Source organism: Pontibacter litorisediminis, assembly GCF_029360645.1.
Classification (GTDB): Bacteria; Bacteroidota; Bacteroidia; order Cytophagales; family Hymenobacteraceae; genus Pontibacter; species Pontibacter litorisediminis.
This window is the reverse complement of sequence record NZ_JARDUA010000004.1, coordinates 159,167-175,681: the sequence shown is the minus strand read 5'-3', so window position 1 is coordinate 175,681 and position 16,515 is coordinate 159,167. Positions and strand designations below refer to the sequence as shown.

Below are 16,515 nucleotides of genomic sequence, written 5' to 3'. Positions count from 1 at the left end.
TCAAGCCCACACTTTGGTGCCTTCGGTACAGTTACGGCACATCTCTACCTCTGTGCGTGAGCGCAGCAGCTTCTGCCGGAACGAGTTATACTTCTCGCCGCGCCACACCTGGGCAAAACTCTGCTGCTGCAGGTCTCCCTGGCGGTATTCGGCATCTTTATCGAAGCAGCAAGGCACCACCAGGCCATCCCAGGTTATCACGCAGGAGTGCCACATTTTCCAGCAGTGGTTCAGCAACTTGTTTTTGATGCTGTAGCTGCCATCGCCGTTGTGCTTATACCTGGAGTAGTAATCAATGGTCGGGATAAGCGGCGAGCCGTTCTGGTAGTCGTAGATCTGAGCTGTCTTGAAAACCACCTCGTCTACGCCCAGCTCCTTTGCCAGCTCTTTTACGTCCTCCAGCTGGTGCTCGTTAGGGCGCACCACCAAAAACTGGAACATGATGTGCGGCGTCTTCGATTTCAGCTCCTTCTTCCACTTCACCACATGGCGGGTGCCCTCCAGCACCTTCTCCAGTTTTCCCCCTACGCGGTAGGCGGCATAGGTCTCCTGCGTGGTGCCGTCTATGGATACAATGAGCCTGTCCAGCCCCGACTCCACGGTTTTTCGGGCGGTGGCATCGTCCAGGAAGTGCGCGTTGGTGGAGGTGGCGGTGTAGATGCCGCGGTCGGAGGCATACTTCACCAGCTCCAGAAAGCTTTTGTGCAGGTACGGCTCCCCCTGAAAGTAGAAGATAAGGTACATGAGGCGCCGGTGCAGCTGGTCTATGGTGCTTTTGAAAAGCTCGTTCTGCAGCATGCCGGTGGGGCGGGAGAAGGAGCGCAGGCCACTGGGGCACTCAGGGCAGCGCAGGTTGCAGGAAGTGGTAGGCTCCAGCGAGATGCTGAGCGGGTACCCCCAATGCGTGGCCTTGCCGGTGAGTTTGGAGTACAGGTAACTACCTACCACCTGCAGCGCGTTCAGCGTACGCAGCGGCGTCAGCTTCGATAAAAAATTCAACCCATCGGCTATATGAAGTGCCATAGAAGTCTGCAGGTGCAAAGGCAGCAGCCACATATAGCCAACTACCAAAATAAAGGGGCAGCCGCTCTGGCTGCCCCACTAATTTATACTTTTTGCCGCTAATGGCCAAAATAAGGCCTTAGTACCTGAACAGTGCCTTTACGCTGGCACCGCCCTCCGTAGCCTCTGATAGGCCGTTATAGCTGTTTATAAACACTTTACCGCCCTGCGCAAGCGTTTTAGTAGCCGCCAGGTTGATCAGGTCATCGTCGCCGCGCTTGTACTCGTTGTGCACCTCGGCAGTGGCGCTCTTGGCATCATATTTTCCCCAAACCGGCTGGCTTGGCGTTATAAAGAGCGTATCCACGCGGCCATGCACGGCCTCTGCCGCTACTGTGGCCACATCCTCGGAGGTAACACCTGTGCCCGCCACATTCTGGTAGCGCGTCAGGGAGTCGGAGTGGCTCTGCTGCATCATAGGCTTTACAACGCCCAGCGCCTTCTCATGCAAGCTGTTCATATCGGCCACATCGCTGTTCTCGTTTATGTTGATGTTCTGCGGCACGATGTTCTTATACTTGCTGATGTTGCGGTAGATGCCACAGTAATGGTCCACGCCTGCCAACACCAGCGGTTCTGTAGCGTTGTGCAGTATCTTCTGCAGGCTGTTGTCTATCTCCAGCATAAACTCACGCACGCGCTCGTGCTCCTCGTCACCCTTGGTGCTACCTGGGCCGTGCACTATGTTAGTTCCGTTTACAGTGGTGGTGGAGTGGGTAAAGTCCTGGTCGTTGCCTTTAATATCGAACTTCAGCGCTTTGCTCATGGTTTCCGGCACAAAAGAGCTGATGTCAATTGGCCTTATTTTCTCTATAGTGGCTTCGTAAAAGGCCACCTTCTCCCGGTACAGGCTCAGAATAAAGAAGCGGCCGTTCTGGCTCAGGATTGGGAGCATCGGCGTCAGGTAAAACTGGTCTAGCACATACACCACTTCCGGCATGGTGATAGGCAGGGTATAGTGAGTAGAGAACCCTTTTGTGATGAACACGGCAAGGCCTTCGGCCTGGTGGCGCCAAAAGCCGTTATCGTTCAGCAAGTCTTCGGCAGGCTTCAAGTACTCCTCTATCTCTGCCTCCGGCACATCGTGCCGCTGCAACAGGTTACGCGCTTCCTTCAGCTTGTTTTTAAAGAGGATGTGGTCCTGGCCGCTCAGCGTCTCGTGGCCGGCGCGGTGCGTGGGTATGTAGAGAGAAATACACAAGGCGTTCTGCGTGTTGTTCTGCACGTTAAGCAGTTTCTCAATGTCATTCTTATTGATTAATGCCATATTTTTTGGGGATTAAACAGGGTATCTATTACTTCTAATTTGCTTTCATAGCACCTCTACAGCTTGCAGCGGTGTAGGATTTAAGTACGCAGCAAAACATTCAACGGTTATTTTGAGGAGATTTGCTTTGCTAGTGCAGCGGTTGGAGGATAGGCTTATCCTTTCGACACTCCGCTGGCGCAGGCTTTTTATACAGTATCTATAGATGATGCACGACACACTGCACCGCGCCCCACTCCAGAGAGGGCAGGGGGAGAGTGTAAGATGGGCAAGCTATAGGGATAGCCGCAAGAGGCGTCGGGCTTTGGTAAGCGGGGGCGGGTGGAGCCTGTAAAACAGAGGGTTCATGACTTTGGCGCACCCACAAAAAAAGCCCGGCTCTCCGCAGAGAGCCGGGCTGGGTATAAACTGTGAACGAAATGTCTATCTCAGAGAAGCCTGCCGCACTTCCAGCTGCTGCAGAATGTCGTTGGCAGCCTCGTGGTCGCTGGGGCGGCGGGCTTTCAGGCGAAGGATACGGCCCTCCTCATCTATCAGGAAATAAGCCGGTACATCCTTCAGGCCATACTGCTTTGCCACGTCTGTGGCTCCTGTTGCCAGCACGTGCACTCCCTGCAGCTCTTTTTCCCTTACCAGTTGGCGCCACTGCTCCTCACTGTCGCCAACAGCCACGTTCAGGAAAACAACCTTGTGGCTGCCCATTCTTGCGGTGAGGCGCTGCAGGTGCGGCAGCTCTACGTGGCACAAACCACAATCGCTACGCCAAAAGTTCAGATACACTAAATTTCCTCTAAAGTCGCTGAGCGAGATGGTGTCGCCAGCAATGTTCCTCAACTTAAAATCAGGCGCCATGCCACCGGCTACAAGAGAGGTGTTCTCGGCATGGACCCTACTCAGGTAGGCGCTCACGGCTTGGTCATGGTTTCTGGCTTCAAAATCCTGCAGCATCAGCTCCGTATACTTCAGGTGGCCCTGCTGCACTGATTGCTGTAGCACCTGCGCCTGCGCGGCAAGCTTCACCAGTCCCTCCAGCTGCTGCGCGGCCGCATCGTAGCGGGCTTTAAAGTACTGCGGGTCTTTCTCGCTGTAGCCGCTCTCCTTCGCCTGGTAGGAAGTATAGCTGCGCAGAAAACTGATGAACGCCGGGCTTCGCAAGTTGGCTGGGTTCTGCAGGTCCAGCCCGTGCAGGAAATTATAAAAGGCTGCGGAGGGCTTGGTAAGCGCCACCTGCAGGACCTGCTGCCGCAGCGGATGGTAATGAAGCTTATCCAAGGCATAGCTGAACTCAATCTCGGCCAACAGGAAATCCCTGAACTCCTCCGATACCTGCTTCTGGGCCGTGTACTTCTCCAGGCTGCTGCGTTGGTCACTGCGGCGGTCGTCCAGGAAAGCTGTAAACTCTTTTTCCTTTAGCTTCACGTTGTCTGGCAGCGCCTGGTACTCTTCCTCCTCCTCAAAGCGGTAGGTATACCTTGCCAGGTAATTGTTCTCGTTAGCGCCTGCGCCTTTATACTTTAAAGACTTTAGAAAACCCTTGCCACTGGTGCTTAGCTGCAGCTCATAGCCCGGCTCTAAGTATACCTGGGCCACCTCATCCCCGTGCACCAGCTCTGCTACCATAGGCTTCTGCACCGGCACCTCCAACCGGAAGGTGTTGCCGGTTAGCTTTGCCTCCGTCTTCACCTCCTGCGGCAGCAGCGGGTTCGGGTACATGACCAGGACTACCTGGTCAGACAGGGGGCCGTAGATTTTGCCACTGATAACGGCTTTGCCCTGGGCCATCAGTTGATTAACCGCCAGCAGCAGGAGGAGAGGCAGCAGCTTTAGCTTTTTCATTGGAGAATGCAGTTCTGGTTCTTTAGCTAAAAGAGAAAACTCAACATTATACTATATCTGCGCCATACGCGCATCAGCAGCAGTAATGATAAGCTTTTGAACAACATCCTCCTACAACAAAATTCCGAACCAAGGCTAAATTTATACTTTTAACGGAATCCAAAAACAAAAGCTAAGATAAACACAAGGCCAGCACCTCTGCTAAATACCACCAAGAATACCTCAAAGCAACTTGTACCAGCCACAAACACTGTTAAAGGCAAGTATAAACTCCAGCCCATGGCACAGCCAGGCCATTTTATATTTATACTTTACCTGGCCTCATGTTTTGCCAACCGGTAGCTTCTGCCCCAAAACAACACAAAAAAAGCGCAGGTAAACATACCTGCGCCCTTTGCCTTAGCAACTAAGAAATATTCTAATTCATACTTGATAAAAGGGCTTATCCAAACAAACTGGCAAAAACCTCTTCTAAGCGACCGTAAGCGTGTATGTTAATGGAGAACTTACTCAGGTCCACGCCTTTCTTGTTATACTTGGAGATGTAGATATCGGTAAAGCCCAGCTTCTCGGCCTCTGTGATGCGGTTCTCCACGCGGTTTACGGCGCGCACCTCGCCGCCAAGCCCTACCTCAGCGGCAAAGCAGGCGGTGTTGGAAATTGGCATGTCCTCGAAAGAAGAGAGAATAGAGGCGCAAACCGCCAGGTCCAGCGCTGGGTCTTCCACCTTCAGGCCACCGGCAATGTTCAGGAACACGTCCTGTGCCCCGAGGCGGTAGCCCCCGCGCTTCTCCAGCACGGCCAGCAGCATGTTCAGGCGCTTGGCGTCGAAGCCGGTGCTGGTACGCTGGGGCGTGCCATAGGTAGCAGGGCTTACCAAGCTCTGCACCTCTATCAGCAGCGGGCGGTTGCCTTCCAATGTGGCCCCTATACTTATGCCGCTAAAGGCATCCTCGCGCTGCGAAATCAGGATCTCCGAAGGGTTGCTCACCTCCCGAAGGCCGGAGCCCATCATCTCGTAAATGCCCAGCTCGGAGGTAGAGCCGAAGCGGTTCTTGGTGGTGCGCAGGATGCGGTAGGTCATGTGGCGGTCGCCCTCAAACTGCAGCACCGTGTCCACCATGTGCTCCAGTATCTTTGGCCCGGCCAGGTTGCCCTCCTTGGTGATGTGGCCGATCAGGAACACCGGTGTGCCGCTCTCCTTGGCGAACTTCAGCAGCTCGGCCGTGCACTCGCGCACCTGGCTCACGCTGCCCGCGCCGGCCTCTATAAAAGAGGAGTGGAGGGTCTGGATGGAGTCGATGATGAGCACCTGCGGCCGTACCAGCTCCACCTGCTTAAAAATGTTTTGCGTGCCCGTCTCGGTAAGTATAAAGCAGTCGGAGGTTTGGGACATGAGCCGCTCGGCACGCATCTTTATCTGCTGCTCGCTCTCCTCACCGCTCACGTAGAGCACCTTCAGGCCACGCAGGCTCAGGGCGATCTGCAGCATCAGGGTACTTTTGCCGATCCCCGGCTCGCCACCGATCAGCACCATGGAGCCCGGCACAATGCCGCCCCCCAGCACGCGGTTCAGCTCCTGGTCCTGCGTTACAATGCGCTGCTGCTCCTGGTAGCTGATATCCGCGATGGGCTTGGGCTTGTTGGACACCTGCGCCGTGCTGCTGCCAACCTTCCAGGCAGAGGTAGGGGTTACCTCCTCGCGCTGCACCACTTCCTCCACATAGGTGTTCCACTCGCCGCAGGCCGGGCACTTGCCAATCCACTTGGCCGATTGGGCGCCACAGTTCTGGCAGAAGTAGGATGTTTTTATCTTAGCCATTAAATGTCGTTGTTCGTTACTCGTTGTTAGTTTTTGAAGGGACTGCCTAGCTAAACAAAACCGCGCCGCAGCAGGGTCAGTTCGCAGGTGTGATGGCCTGAATCTTACAGGAGTGAATGCGGCATGAGCTTTCTTTAGATTTCCTCATACCCTTTAAATCATCATCCTATACTTCCTGCACTACGGGCAGTTGCCTGAAGTATATTTTAAAGGTGGTGCCTTTGCCCAGCTCGCTGCTCACCTCAATTTTGCCACCGTTGTTCTCGATGATGCGCTTCACGATGTAAAGCCCGATACCCGTGCCCTCCACGTGCGTGTGCAGGCGCTTGAACATAGTAAACAGCTTGTGCTGCTGCTCTTTTTTGATGCCGAGTCCGTTATCCTGCACCTCCAGCACCACATAGTCGCCTTCCTCGTAGGTTTTCAGGCGGATCTCCGGTTTACGGTCGGGTGACTTATACTTGATGGCGTTGCTTAGCAGGTTATAGATGATGCTGCGCAGGTTCTTGCGGGCGTACATGATGCTTCCCACCTGCAAATCAATCTGCAACACAGCGCCAGTCTCTTTCATAGGCTCCTCCAGATCGGCTTGTATGTCGTGCAGCATGTGCTCAAAAGAGAGCGGTTCTGCTGCCGACTGCAGTTCCTTCTGCACCTTGGTGATCTCGGCCAGGTCAGCGATGGTGCCCTTCAGCTTGTTAATGGAGTTCTGCACCATGTCCAGCACCTGCATGTCCTCGGTGTTCAGCTTGCCTTGCAGGATATCGCGCAGCAGGGTAACCAGCCCCTCCATGTTGGCAATCGGCGACTTCAGGTCATGGGAAGCCGTGTACACAAAGTTGTCGAGGTCGTTGTTGATGCGGAGCAGTTCGTTGTTCTTGCCGCTTAGCTCCTCATTGGTCAGCACCAGGGCTTTCCGGGCATTCACGAGCTCCGTCACTTCCACGGCAAACAGCAGCACGGCCTCAACTTTACCGCTGGCGTCTATCAGCGGCTGGTACACCAGGTTAAAGTAGCCGTAAATGATCTCACCGCTATTTTTGTGATGTATCACCGTAGGCACTTCGTTGCCTACAAACGGCACCCCCGTCTCCAGCACCTCTTCCAGCCTTTCGAAAAAGCCCTGGCCTTCTTCCTCGGAGTGGGCCTCGTAAATAGTTTTGCCCACCAGCGGGCGGTTGCCGTACAGCCTGCGGTACTCCGGGTTAGCCAGTACATACTGGTAGTCGGAGGCCCTTACCAGGCCCACCACTGCCGGCACCTCCAGAAACAGCTTCTGCAGCAGCTCTGCATTCTGCTTCACCTTGCGCTCGGCCTCTTTTATCTCCGTAATGTCAATCAAAGAGCCTATGTACCCCTGGAAGTCGTCGTTTGCCCCAAAGCGGGGCGTGTTGGTGGCCATTACCCAACGGTACTCCCCATCAAAGCGGCGCATCCTGAACTCCAGGCGGAACGGGCTGTGATCTTTTATTGCCTGCAGAGTAACCGTTTCCTTACGCTCTATGTCATCCGGGTGCACCACGTCTTTCCAGCTCATGTCAATCACCTCCTCAAAAGTATAGCCGGTGAAGTCGAGCCACTGCTTGTTCACGTACAGGAAGTTGGCTGCGTCGTCCATGATCTTGATCATTACCGGAGCACTATCGGCCATGGTGCGGAAGCGGGCCTCACTCTCGATGATAGCCTGCTGCGCCTGTTTCTCATCCGTGATGTCGCGCACCTCTACGATAGCATAGTTGCCGCTGTCTCTCCCCACCATAGGCTGCACCGAGCAGGACACGTTAAAGAAGCTGCCATCCTTGCGAATAAACACATCCTCGTAATCCCGTAGGCCCTGGTTCGACGAAAGTGAATCGTGCATTGGGCAGGCCTCGGCCGGAAAAGGCGAGCCGTCCAGGTGCTTGTAGTGCACCATCTCGTGCAGCGACTTTTTGCGCATCTCCTCAAAGGTATAGCCTGTCATTTCCTCTGCGGCAGGGTTCATAAATGTGCAGCAGCCTTTTGAGTTGAGGATGAACAAGGCCGCGGTGGCGTTGTCGGTGATCGTCTGCTTCAGGGTGTTGGAGCGCCGTGTGTTGGTCAGCGACCAAATGATGAAAAACATGAGCAGGCTGATGATACTGCCCCCCAGGAGGATAAAGTATGGCAGCTCCGAGTCGGCGCTGCGGCCAAAGTCATCCTTCGCCGACACAAATACCCGCCAAGTATGGTTGCCGATCGTGATCGTGCTCAGCTCGGCGTGTTCCCGGTCGGTGTGGTTATAGTATAGCTCAGGGCTGGAGCTAAAGAGCAAACTGGCCTCCGATGGCTCGGCACCATCATAGATCTCTACGTCAATGTCCTCGAATCCTTCGGTTAACACGGACTTCATCAGGTCTTTGGCGCGGAACGGACTGTACACGAAACCCTGTATCAGGCGCTGCCGCTCCTTGATAGACTCCGGCTCAGCGTTGTCCTGGTAAATAGGGAGGTAGATCAGGAAACCTGCCTGCTCGTCCTGGCCCGTCTCCTGCACCAGGCGTACTTTACCCGACAGGGTAGGCTGGCGGGTGTCGCGGGCAATGCGCATGGCCGACTGGCGCACCGGCTCGCTATACATGTCATACCCAAAGGCACGCAGGTTGCGGTCGCTGAAAGGCTCCAGGAAAACAATGGCTGTATAGAGGTCGCGCTTGCCTTCAGGCGTGATGCGGTAGTTCTCGTACCCTTCGCGACGGATCTGCTGCTCATGCTGCTCTACCTCATGGGGCCATACCACGTGCGTGTAGCCAAAGCCTTGTAGCCCTGGGTAGTTCTCCTGCAACTTCAGGGCTTTGTAGTAGTTGCTCCAGTCCTGCCGGGTCACGGTGTCAGAGGCGACGAACATAGCCTTGCCCCCGACCAGGATCTGGATATAATCATGCATGCGCTTGTTGACAGCCTCAGTCACCTGCTCCGTGCGCATGTTAAACAACTTAGCGCTCCGCTCCGCTGTCTTTTTCTTTGTTTCCGTGTACGTAAAGAGTGTGAGCAGAAAAATGAGCAGAAAGGAGAAGATCGCTATGAAGTAATCCCTTATAAAAGAAGCCAGCTTGGCAAGTTTCATGTGTTCTTCGTTAATACCGGGCCGCTACTGGCAAAGCCATTCCTTTAAGCAACCTAGTATAGAGTGTTCCTCTTCAAATGTATAAATTTCTAAGCCATCTGGCAACATAAAAGTTCAACCGTATCAGGCAAAAGAGCTCCAAAAAGAGCTGTAAGACCTACAAAGTTTTCTGCTGCTTAGGAGCCTGCTGATAGTACTTTTTTATGCTGCCCCCATCAAAAACAGTTTCCCAGTGCAGCGGCTGCAAACAAAGCCGAACGCCGGATTTAGCCGGGGCCACGTTACAAAGAGGGAGGCTATACTTGTTAAACGCTCTTTTAGCCGCAGTTCTTCAGCTGCCTTGCCTTTTGTTTTGCCCGGAGCGTAGTATAAGGGGTGGCCGCAGCCATCTGCACCTTCGGGCGCTGCAGTATCGGAAATTGAGGATTAGGGTGTTACCTTTGCCTCATAATCGCTTACCCCATGCTTGAGATACTTAAAAGCCTGCTGATCGCCTTTTTTGCCGTTGCCGTGCTGTTGCCGGTTGTTCGTTATGCGCTGCGCCGCCTCTCGCCTGCAGAGCACCAGGAGGACATGACGGCCGACGAGCTGAAGTATATGCAGAAGCAGGAGCTGCGACTGACGGTAGCCTACTTCTTTTTTGCCCTTGTGCTGGCGGTTTTCAGCTCCGGCGTGCTGGCCATGGTTTCCAGCATCATACATGCTTCTAAGGAGCACCTGCACGTGCTTACGCCTAACTTCAGGGCATTTTTTGCTCCTGGCCTGTTGCTGGGGCTTACGCTGGCTGTGATTCCGCTGCGCCTTGTCCAAAGCCCGTTGCTGGGCCAGGAGTATGAGCTTTACAAGAGGTATATGGTGCGCCTGGAAGGGCATAAGTCAAACCGCGTCTACAACATCCTGCTGGCGGTAATGCTGGTGCTTTCGGGTGTAGTGGCCTGGTACGCCATGCGCTGGCATGTGGACATTGGCGAAAGCAGCATCGAGATCACAAACCTGCTGCAGGAGCGCCGCACCTATACCATGAACGAGATCGCGAGTATCCACTACCTGGGCGCGGAGGGGGAGTACCTGGTAACTTTTACCGATAACACCAACCTGAACACAACCTACCTAAAACCGGTGCAGCTAGAGATGATTGCCTTGCTTGCAGAGAAGTCCGGGCAGCGGGTGATACGATAGGGGAGATGCTCAGGCCATTCCCACTGTTTCGGACGTCCTTGTCCGACACTTCTCTGCTGCGGATTTTCAGATCCGCGTAAGCTCTACTTTATACTTGATACTTGCCTCTGTTCCGCCCTTTGCTGGCGCGGGTTTGCAACCCGTTCCTTTCTATACACTCAGATTTATAATTCGAGTGTACAGAAAAGCCATACTTGCTTTGGTTATACTTCATACTTCTGCTGGCACCAGCGTCCGCTGGTGCCCTTCATAGCTATCCCCGCTAGCGTCATCTTGTAGCTCGTGCTTCCCTATTGCTACTGCTTCTTTCCTCTTGACCCAAGCTATACTTACTAGCCCCTGTTCATCCTCAGTCTTACAACCTGAATTGTTGCATCTCTGGCTTTCTGCTCTCCAGCCCCAGAGGGCTCGTCCTGGGGGTAGGGGCCCTCGATAAGGGCATCGCGCTGCCTACATTTCCTGCCCTCGTGCCTCGGGCTGCCTCGCCTCCGGCTCGTCACCGGAAATCTAGAAGACGCTCAACCCAAAGACTGGGATCAGATTTGATAGCCACGGCCTTTGCTATGGAATAAGTGTAGCCCCCCCTTGGCTAAGGAGGGGCAGGGGTGGTTGGATCCGGTACGGCAGAGTTTTGCTCATTTGAACTAGCTAAAACGAGAGCTTTGAGCTAGCGAGTGTAACTCTCTAGGGGTAGGTTTATGCTTTAGGGACAAGTGGTAAATACCAGCAGCCACGAAACGTATACTTAGCCAAAGCAATTACAGAACTCCCTTCCTAGGCTCCCTGCAAACCCGCGTTTAATGTCAGCGTGCGCAGCGCTGAGGGGTAGGGGTGGATACGACCTTGATGGCTGGCAAAGCAGGCTTATTGGCGCTCTGAGAAAACTCTTTCCCCTAAAAGTCTCTTTTCAGAATATTTTATAGCTTTGCCACGTACAGATAATCCTTTTAACCTTAGTATAGAAACGATATGCAAGTTCGCGTAGAGAAAGACACGATGGGCCCGATTGAGGTGCCTGCAGACAAATACTGGGGCGCACAAACTCAGCGCTCCAAAGAAAACTTCACGATCGGTGGCCAGCACATGCCGCAGGAGGTGATTGAGGCCTTCGCTATACTTAAAAAATCGGCGGCACAGGCTAACGCAGAGCTGGGCGTGTTGGCACAGGATAAAGCTGACATTATTTCTCAGGTTTGCGATGAGATTCTGGAAGGCAAGCTGAACGACCAGTTTCCGCTGGTGGTGTGGCAGACCGGTTCGGGCACCCAATCGAACATGAACGTGAACGAGGTGGTGGCGAACCGGGCGCATGTACTGCTGGGTGGCGAGCTGATGGATGAGAAAAAGAAGATCCACCCGAACGATGACGTGAACAAGTCGCAGTCTTCGAATGATACGTTCCCGACAGCCATGCACATTGCCGCCTATAAGAAAGTGGTGGAGCACACGCTGCCGATGGTGAAAAAGCTGCACGATACGCTAAAGGCCAAGTCTGAGGAGTTTATGGATGTGGTGAAGATTGGCCGCACCCACTTGATGGACGCTACCCCGCTGACACTGGGCCAGGAGCTTTCCGGCTACGTGAAGCAGCTGGAGTACGGCATGAAAGCCTTGGAGAACACGCTGGACCACCTGAAGGACCTGGCGCTGGGCGGCTCTGCCGTAGGCACAGGCCTGAACACACCGGCTGGCTACGCTGAGCTGGTAGCTGAGAAGATCTCGAAGTATGCCGGCCATGAGTTCCGCACGGCTCCTAACAAGTTTGAGGCGCTGGCCGCACACGATGCCATGGTAGAAACTTCCGGCGCGCTGAAGCAGCTGGCAGTATCGTTGATGAAGATCGCCAACGACATCCGTTTGCTGGCTTCCGGCCCGCGCTCCGGTATCGCTGAGATCCTGATCCCGGAAAACGAGCCGGGTTCCTCTATCATGCCGGGTAAGGTAAACCCAACGCAGGCCGAGGCCATGACCATGGTTTGCGCGCAGGTGATCGGCAACGATGTGGCTATCACAGTGGGGGGCATGAACGGACACTTCGAGCTGAACGTGTTTAAGCCGGTGATGATCTACAACCTGCTGATGAGCGCCCAACTGATCGGCGACGCCTGCGACTCGTTCGACAAGCACTGCGCGGTAGGCATCGAGCCCAACACGGCCCGCATTAAGGAGAATCTGGAGAACTCACTGATGCTGGTAACGGCCCTGAACCCGCACATCGGCTACGACAACGCTGCCAAAATTGCGAAGAAAGCACACAAAGAGGGTACTACCCTTCGCCAGGCCGCTATCGCCCTTGGCCTGCTCACTAACGAGCAGTACGACGAGTGGGTACGCCCGGAGGATATGATCGGCAGCCTGAAGAAATAAGTTTATACTTTAGCAGCTAAAGAAAAGCAGCTCCGGAAGGGGCTGCTTTTTTTGTTGATACTTACAGCACCCCCTCCTGCAGTGCCTTTCCCTGATAAAGCATATTTCCCAAAAACCCACCCCTGCATACGTCCCTCTCCTCTTCTGAGACTAATCAAAATTTATAGCACAAAAATCAAAACGGTTTTCAACCCATATGCGTACCCAAAGCAGACAATATTTTGCCACCCTAACTTCATAGAGCATCAGCCACGAATAAATCAACACATTAACAAGAAGGCATAGGCATTAACAAAAAATCCAATTTGCTTGAGTTGGAAGTATAACTCCTGCGCCCGCATCAGTGCTATTTATTTCTATTTTACATTTCACTATATGAAAACAATCAGTACAAAAACCCTTGCAGTTGCCTTTGCCGGCATTTTCTTATTTGCTTGTGACCGCCAGGAAGAGCAGGAGCTGGTGGAACCCATGAAAGCCTCGAAAGAAGCTGACCTTATTGGGTACGACCCTACCACTTGTAATTTAGTGCGGCACTTTGGCGCTGGAGAGCTTCCGCGTAACGTAAACATAGTAGAGGAAGACGGTGCTGTGATGACGGTTACGGCCCAGCGAAGAGGGCACAACGGCAAGTACCTGCAGGAAACACCAGCCATATTACTTGATGCACATGACCCGGCCACTGATTTAGTAAATAATTTTGATGCCAACATCATGGGTATGAGCGGCTTATTGACAGTTAGCGATGTGTCGGGCCAAAAAGCTAACCGAGAAGGTGGGCGTCTTAATCTCGACTTTTCGCCTGTAGGATCTGTTACCATGAAGACCATGGTTTTTACAGATATAGCCGAGGAGGACAGAGGTTCTAAAGTGGAGCTTTTCAGCGCCGCGGGCCAACTACTAGACCAACAGGAGATTCCTCCAAGGGGCAAGAACCAGACTGTGTTTGTCAGTTTCGACAACGTGCCGGCCGTGACTAAAGCCATCGTTACATTTGGGGCGGAGCGCAAAAAAGTGGGCTCGGGCGCTGTATCACGGCTGCAGCTTTGCGTGGAAGGCCAGGGCATGCGTGATGACGTGCGCTACTACGACGTGCATACTTTATGGCTACAGTACACCGGCGACAAACCTGCTAATGTAACGGTAACATCTAGTGCAGGGGAAGCTAGCGAGGTGCTGTTCTCAGCAAAAGGCATGAAGCCAGGTACCATGTTCAAACTCTCCAAAGCGAGCCGGGCCTCCCTGGGTAAAGCCCTGACTATTGAGACAAACCACAAAGAAAAGCAAATAATACCGACTAAGGCAGACAGATCAGCGTCCATCAAGAAGCAGTACGGCAGCTTTAAAGTGGTAGAGGCAAGATGTACGGATTATCCATTGAAGCTCGAGGAGCTATAGAACTACTTTACAAAGAGAAAAGCAGCTTCGCTTGAGGCTGCTTTTCTCTTTGCTAAGCTATTAAAAATATGTTCTGATCAGGCTTCGCCTGCTTTTCATGCGTCTCTTTTCGGGTCAACTTAAATTTACTGTACCTTACCAGCTGTACAGGTTAGAGTGGTTGGCTTTCCACTCGGTTTTATCGGTTGCCCTTACCTGCATGGTGCCGTTGGAAGTCACCGTCACGTTCTTGAGCGTGTACAACCCTTCCTTCAGTTCTCTGGGTATAGACAAGCCCTCTACCGTTACCTGGCCAGGGATGCTTCCTCCGTCGCCGGCGGTAAGCGTATCCAGCACCTCTATCGATTTCATGGGGCAAAAGTACAGCACCATCTTACCCCGGCTCTTTTCAAGGCGCACAGGAGACAAGTTCGCCATCACCGTCTCCCCGTGGGATAGCTTCTCTTCCCGCATTACTTTCTGCAGCACCTCTGGCTGCGAAGAAGAGGTAACTATTACCCGTCGTGGTTCTCTGGCTCCTGAAGGTTGATCCTTAAGGCCAAATAAATTGCTAAAAAAGGAAGTGTAAGAGCTCATAGCGTTAAACTTTAGATATGAATAAATAATATAAAAGGATCATCCCCCTCGGGCAGCCATTTGGTTGCCCGCTCATCCACCAACTCATCTATATTGATTTATTGCTTGTACTGTATAAAAACGAAGCTCCCTCTGCTCTTGTTCTTCATTCACCCCTAAATATTATTTGATTGGTATAATTTTTTTAACACCTCCCTAACCCTTTCGGCCCCAAACCATTAGGCAGCACAGGCAGTATGAGTACCTAAAGCTTTCTGGTTTGCTTGCACAGAAGGCGGTTACTACACCAAACCACAGAACTATGGACAAACTTAAAGGCAAGACCGCTTTGATCACCGGCTCTGACTCAGGCATAGGCCAGGCCACCGCAGTTGAATATGCCAAAGAAGGGGCAGACGTTGTTATCTGCTACCACTCAGACAGGGAAGGTGCCGAAGAAACGCTCCGGAAAGTAGAGAAGCAGGGCAGGAAAGGGCTTGTGCTGCAGGTAGACATAAGCGACGAGCAGAACGTGGAGCAGCTGTTTGAGCAGGCCCTGAAAGAGTTCGGCGCCATCGATATACTGGTGAACAACGCAGCGGTAAACGGCTCGGGTATTAACGTGGCCGACATGGACACCGAGGTTTTCGACCGCACCATACGCACCAACCTCTACGGCACCTTCTTCTGCTCCCGCGCCTTTATCAGGCACCGCAAGCAAAAAGGCGGCAAGGGCAAGATCATCAATGTGTCTTCCGTGCACGAGGAGATCGTTTCGGCTGGCACGGCAGACTACTGCGCCTCGAAGGCCGCCGTACGCAACCTGACCCGCACCCTGGCACTAGAACTGGCGGAAGACGGCATCAACGTGAACAACATCTGCCCCGGCATGATCCTGACGCCCATGAACCAGAAAGCCGTGGATGACAAGGAGGCCCGCCGGGAGAGCGAGCAGAACATCCCGATGAAACGGGCAGGCAAGCCCGAGGAGATCGCCAAAGTGGCCCTCTTTCTGGCATCGCCGGACTCGGACTATGTGACCGGCTCCAGCTACTTTATGGACGGCGGCCTCTCGCAGCATGTAGGGCAGGGGGCGTAAGCCTTGTAGAAGCTCCTAAACCCTGTGGCGCCTATTTTGTTTATCAGTACAGAAGATACCTTACCACAACGAAAAACCTCATGAAAATAGCGAAAGAACCATCCGAGTACAACAAGCTGACACCAGAAGAAGAACGCATTATTGTGCACAAGGGCACCGAGTACCCCGGCACCGGGGAGTATGAGCACAACAAGGCGGAAGGCGTATACGTGTGCCGCCGCTGCAACGCCCCACTGTATACCTCAGAGTATAAATTTGAGTCGCACTGCGGCTGGCCCAGCTTCGACGACGAGATAACCGGGGCCGTGAAGCGCGTGCCCGACCCGGACGGCCGCCGCACCGAGATTGTCTGCGCCAACTGCGGGGGGCACCTGGGCCACGTGTTTGAGGGGGAATACCTGACGCCGAAGAACATCCGCCACTGCGTGAACTCGCTGTCGATGAAGTTTGTGCCTGTGGACGACCTGGAAAAGCAATAGCATTGGGGCGGCGGCTTCAGAAAGGCCGCCGCTGCTGTTACAAAGTATAAACTCATGGTCCGGAACCAGAAGATAGACCCGGCAGAACGGCAGCAGGAGGAAGGGGTGTATACTTGCTCGCGCTGCGGAGCGGTGCTTTTCGAGGCCAGCAAAAAGTTCGAGGTTGGCTCCGGCTTCCCCAGCTTCTGGGCGCAGGTGGGGGAGAACGTGCAGCACCAGCCGCTCGACACCTATGGCCGGCACCGCACACAGTTGCTCTGCCACCAGTGCAGGCAGCACCTGGGCCACCTCTTTGAGGATGCCCGCACCCCCACCAAGGTGCGCTACTGCATTAACGCAGCTGCCATAAAGCTACAGCCGGAGTAA

The 16,515-nt window shown here is 53.7% G+C and carries 12 protein-coding genes; 6 read left to right on the top strand and 6 right to left on the bottom strand.

Annotation, left to right across the window (positions count from 1 at the left end):
- The 5 genes from PXG97_RS14210 to PXG97_RS14190 form a co-directional block, all read right to left on the bottom strand.
- Complete coding sequence (locus tag PXG97_RS14210) at nt 1-1,023, bottom strand: SPASM domain-containing protein (protein WP_276498432.1); 1,023 nt, start codon at nt 1,021-1,023, stop codon at nt 1-3.
- 118 nt (nt 1,024-1,141) lie between these two features.
- A complete protein-coding gene (locus PXG97_RS14205) occupies nt 1,142-2,329 on the bottom strand; it encodes a baeRF7 domain-containing protein (protein ID WP_276498431.1) in 1,188 nt (395 codons plus the stop codon).
- 423 nt (nt 2,330-2,752) lie between these two features.
- Complete coding sequence (locus tag PXG97_RS14200) at nt 2,753-4,165, bottom strand: peroxiredoxin family protein (RefSeq protein ID WP_276498430.1); 1,413 nt, start codon at nt 4,163-4,165, stop codon at nt 2,753-2,755.
- A gap of 442 nt (nt 4,166-4,607) precedes the next feature.
- Entirely contained in the window at nt 4,608-5,987 is a 1,380-nt protein-coding gene (radA, locus tag PXG97_RS14195) for a DNA repair protein RadA (RefSeq protein WP_276498429.1), read from the bottom strand.
- 166 nt (nt 5,988-6,153) lie between these two features.
- A complete protein-coding gene (locus PXG97_RS14190) occupies nt 6,154-9,072 on the bottom strand; it encodes a CHASE domain-containing protein (protein ID WP_276498428.1) in 2,919 nt (972 codons plus the stop codon).
- A 462-nt stretch (nt 9,073-9,534) separates the two neighbouring features.
- Between PXG97_RS14190 and PXG97_RS14185 the strand changes: the two genes are divergently transcribed.
- From PXG97_RS14185 to PXG97_RS14175, 3 genes are all read left to right on the top strand, one after another.
- Nucleotides 9,535-10,251, top strand: coding sequence for a hypothetical protein (locus PXG97_RS14185; RefSeq protein WP_276498426.1), 717 nt, complete (start codon nt 9,535-9,537; stop codon nt 10,249-10,251).
- A gap of 969 nt (nt 10,252-11,220) precedes the next feature.
- The gene (fumC, locus tag PXG97_RS14180; RefSeq protein WP_276498424.1) at nt 11,221-12,618 is read left to right on the top strand and encodes a class II fumarate hydratase; all 1,398 of its coding nucleotides are present in this window, start codon (nt 11,221-11,223) and stop codon (nt 12,616-12,618) included.
- 375 nt (nt 12,619-12,993) lie between these two features.
- Complete coding sequence (locus tag PXG97_RS14175) at nt 12,994-14,016, top strand: hypothetical protein (protein ID WP_276498423.1); 1,023 nt, start codon at nt 12,994-12,996, stop codon at nt 14,014-14,016.
- Between the two features lie 135 nt (nt 14,017-14,151).
- Here PXG97_RS14175 and PXG97_RS14170 read toward each other — a convergent pair whose 3' ends face one another.
- Nucleotides 14,152-14,592 (bottom strand): hypothetical protein, encoded by a 441-nt coding sequence (locus PXG97_RS14170; RefSeq protein ID WP_276498422.1) that lies wholly within the window; start codon nt 14,590-14,592, stop codon nt 14,152-14,154.
- A gap of 301 nt (nt 14,593-14,893) precedes the next feature.
- Here PXG97_RS14170 and PXG97_RS14165 point away from each other — a divergent pair, with 301 nt between their 5' ends.
- The 3 genes from PXG97_RS14165 (at nt 14,894) to PXG97_RS14155 (ending at nt 16,515) form a co-directional block, all read left to right on the top strand.
- Nucleotides 14,894-15,670, top strand: a complete 777-nt coding sequence (locus PXG97_RS14165; protein WP_276498421.1) for an SDR family NAD(P)-dependent oxidoreductase — start codon at nt 14,894-14,896, stop codon at nt 15,668-15,670.
- 80 nt (nt 15,671-15,750) lie between these two features.
- On the top strand, nt 15,751-16,149 hold the full coding sequence (locus PXG97_RS14160; protein WP_276498420.1) for a methionine-R-sulfoxide reductase: 399 nt from the start codon (nt 15,751-15,753) through the stop codon (nt 16,147-16,149).
- Between the two features lie 54 nt (nt 16,150-16,203).
- Nucleotides 16,204-16,515 (top strand): peptide-methionine (R)-S-oxide reductase, encoded by a 312-nt coding sequence (locus PXG97_RS14155; RefSeq protein ID WP_276498419.1) that lies wholly within the window; start codon nt 16,204-16,206, stop codon nt 16,513-16,515.